This window comes from Frankia sp. AgKG'84/4 (genome assembly GCF_023242965.2).
Lineage (GTDB): Bacteria > Actinomycetota > Actinomycetes > Frankiales > Frankiaceae > Frankia.
The window spans coordinates 1-2,816 of the sequence record NZ_JALKFU020001154.1; the positions used below are offsets into that span (position 1 = coordinate 1).

Annotated in this window: 3 protein-coding genes and 2 pseudogenes; 2 read left to right on the forward strand and 3 right to left on the reverse strand. The window is 75.4% G+C overall.

Going from position 1 to position 2,816, the window contains the following annotated elements:
- From MXD58_RS28025 to MXD58_RS28035, 3 genes and pseudogenes are all read right to left on the reverse strand, one after another.
- Positions 1–236 (reverse strand): annotated as a pseudogene (locus tag MXD58_RS28025) (class I SAM-dependent methyltransferase); the annotation flags it as partial.
- Positions 233–928, reverse strand: coding sequence for a TIGR04282 family arsenosugar biosynthesis glycosyltransferase (locus MXD58_RS28030; protein ID WP_248836649.1), 696 nt, complete (start codon positions 926–928; stop codon positions 233–235). The gene MXD58_RS28030 and the pseudogene MXD58_RS28025, both read right to left, overlap by 4 nt.
- Before the next feature lie 47 nt (positions 929–975).
- Positions 976–1,653: a glycosyltransferase family 2 protein gene (locus tag MXD58_RS28035; protein WP_248836391.1), complete on the reverse strand. Its 678-nt coding sequence runs from the start codon at positions 1,651–1,653 to the stop codon at positions 976–978.
- 163 nt (positions 1,654–1,816) lie between these two features.
- Here MXD58_RS28035 and MXD58_RS28040 point away from each other — a divergent pair, with 163 nt between their 5' ends.
- Positions 1,817–2,500, forward strand: coding sequence for a response regulator (locus MXD58_RS28040; RefSeq protein ID WP_248836392.1), 684 nt, complete (start codon positions 1,817–1,819; stop codon positions 2,498–2,500).
- Positions 2,497–2,816 (forward strand): annotated as a pseudogene (locus MXD58_RS28045) (sensor histidine kinase); the annotation flags it as partial. The gene MXD58_RS28040 and the pseudogene MXD58_RS28045, both read left to right, overlap by 4 nt.

Below are 2,816 nucleotides of genomic sequence, written 5' to 3' on the forward strand. Positions count from 1 at the left end.
GCGGTGAGGCGGCCCGGGCCGCAGCCGACGTCGAGCGTGGGACCGGTGCAGCGGCGCAGCAGGGAGGCATCCCCCGGTGCCAGGCCGCCGCGCCAGCACAGCACGGGCAGCCGGTCACGCCGGCCGTCCGGGTGGCGCACCCACAGCCGGCCGTCGGCGGAGCGCAGCGCCGCTTCGTAGAGCGACGTCGGCGAGGGCTCCGTGGTGGCCCGGTCGGGGGGTGCGGTGGTCGTCATCGCCCGGCCCGCGGGCTGACCGCGACCGGCGACGCGCTGTCGGCCCGGATGGACCGCACGGCGACGGCGAATCGGCCGCGGGGAGCGAGACGTGCCACGGCGTCGGCGTCGGCGGGGGTGTCGACGTCGCGCAGCCTCGGCAGGGTCGAGACCCGCAGGCCGGCCTGGGCCAGGCGGTCTCGCTGCCGGGCTCCGGTGTCCGGCTGGGAGGTGGGGACGCCACGCAGCAGGCGGCCGTCGGGGCGGCGCAGGCCAAGGGCCCACCAACCGCCGTCGGCGGCGGGTCCGAACACGGCGTCGGTATCGGCGTCGGTATCGGCGTCGGTGCCGACGTCGGTGAGCGCGTGGCAGGCGTTCGCGAGCAGGGCCGTCGTGACCTGCGGGGTGTCCATGCCGATGAGCAGCGCCGGGCCCGTGACGGCGTCGAAGGCGGCGCCGAGCCGCGTTTCGAACGGCCCCGCAACCTGCGGGATCACCTCGATCGGGACACGTAGCCATGGGCCGACGGCGCCGTCGAGGACGAGGACGGCGCGAACCGGGCCGAGGCCGGCCGGCCGGGGCAGCCGGGTCAGGCGGATGACGGCCGCGAGGGTGTCCGCGATGGCCGCCTCGGCGACGGCGGCGGCCTGGGTGGGTGTGAAGGGGGGCGTGAGCCGGGTCTTCACCCGGCCGGGGACGGGCTCCTTCGCCATCACCAGCAGCGTCACCGCGGGCGCCGGCTCCTGGGGCCGCCGGCCGGTCACCGCAGGCTCGCGAGGGCGGCCGTCATGTCCCGCACGGTCCGGGCCGTACCGAGGGGCGTTCCGGTGACCTTCGACCGTCCGGTCCGCCGGTGGTAGTCGACGTCGATCTCGGCGATCTGCCAGCCGGCCTGCGCGGCGCGCAGCAGCAGTTCCAGCGGATAGCCGAAACGACGGTCGGTGATCGGCAGGCGCAGCAGTTCCACCCGCCGCGCGGCCCGCATCGGCCCGATGTCCCGGACAGGCACGCCGCGTCGGCGCAGCCGCTGGGCGACGACGGCGTTGCCGAGGCGGGCGTGCGGCGGCCAGGCCCGCGCGGACGTCGGCCGGCGCCGGCCCAGGACGAGGTCGGCGCGTCCGGCCGTCAGCTCGGCGACGAACCCGGGGAGTTGCGCTGGGTCCAGCGAGGCGTCGGCGTCGCAGACGCACACGATGTCGGCGTCGGCCGCGAGCATCCCGGCCTGCACGGCCGCGCCGTAACCCCGCTGCGGCACGTCGACGACGAGTGCGCCCCGCTCCCGGGCGATCCCGGGTGAGCCGTCGCTGGAGCCGTTGTCGGCGACGACGGCGCGGTAGCCGGGTGGCAGGCGATCGAGCACCCAGGGCAGCCCCTGCGCCTCGTCGAGACAGGGCAGCACGACGTCCACCGACGCCGTCTCCTGACGTTGTGTAACCATGATCGCGACTCTAGTGACGATCCGCAACATCGATCCTTACCAAACGAGGAAATCGGGCCAGCGGCCGATCACGGCTGGCCGGATTCCGTCCGGTCTGCTTACGAATCGGTGACGAATCGCCGGGCGTCAGCCGCGGCGTGCGCGGGCGACCTATGGTGGCCAGATGCCCCGCGTCCTCGTGGTCGACGACGACCCCACCGTCGCCGAGGTCGTCGACCGGTACCTGCGCAACGCCGGCTTCGACGTCGACCGCGCCGCGGACGGCCCCGCCGCGCTGCGCGCGGCCGAGGCCGTCGCCCCCGACCTCGTGGTCCTCGACCTCATGCTCCCCGGGCTCGACGGCATCGAGGTCTGCCGCCGTCTGCGGGAACGAACCTCCGTCCCAGTGATCATGCTGTCGGCGCGCGGTGAGGAGACCGACCGCATCGCTGGGCTCGAATGCGGCGCGGACGACTACGTCACCAAGCCGTTCTCGCCCCGCGAGCTGACCCTGCGGGTGCGGTCGGTGCTGCGCCGCGCCGGCGAACAGTCGCCGGCCGGCTCCGGGGTCCTGCACGCCGGCCCGCTCGTCGTCGACGCGGACGCCCGCACCGCAACCCGCGACGGCGCCGCGCTCGCCCTCACCGTCCGCGAGTTCGATCTGCTCGTCCACCTGCTGCGCCATCCCGGCCAGGCGCTGACCCGGGCCGCGCTGCTCGAACAGGTCTGGGGCTGGACGTACGGCGACCAGTCGACCGTCACCGTCCACATCCGCCGCCTGCGGGAGAAGATCGAAGACGACCCGACCGCACCGCGGCTGTTCGTCACCGTGTGGGGCGTCGGCTACCGGTACGACCCGCCGGCGTGAGCGGCACCCTGCAGGTCATCGCCATCGCGCTGGCCTGTTCCGCGGCGGCCGCGCTGACCGGTGTGCCGCTGCTGCGCCTGCTGCGCGCCCAGCCGCTGTGGACCACGGCGGGGGTGCTGTGCGTCGTCCCGATCCTCGCGGTCGCGGCCGGCGTCGTCGGGACCGCCCACGCCATGTTCCTCTCGGCGCACGACCTGCGGGTCGTGCTCATCGTCGTCGTGGTCTCCGCGGTGGTGGCGATCGCCGCCGCGCTGCGCCTTGGCCGGCCGGTCGTCACCGCCACCGGCGCGTTGACCCGCGCCGCGGGCACCCTGGG

Excerpts from the sequence above, each read along its gene's own strand:
- MXD58_RS28040 (WP_248836392.1), top strand. The coding sequence starts at position 1,817 with ATGCCCCGCGTCCTCGTGGTCGACGACGACCCCACCGTCGCCGAGGTC.
- MXD58_RS28030 (WP_248836649.1), bottom strand. The coding sequence starts at position 928 with ATGGCGAAGGAGCCCGTCCCCGGCCGGGTGAAGACCCGGCTCACGCCC.
- MXD58_RS28035 (WP_248836391.1), bottom strand. The coding sequence starts at position 1,653 with ATGGTTACACAACGTCAGGAGACGGCGTCGGTGGACGTCGTGCTGCCC.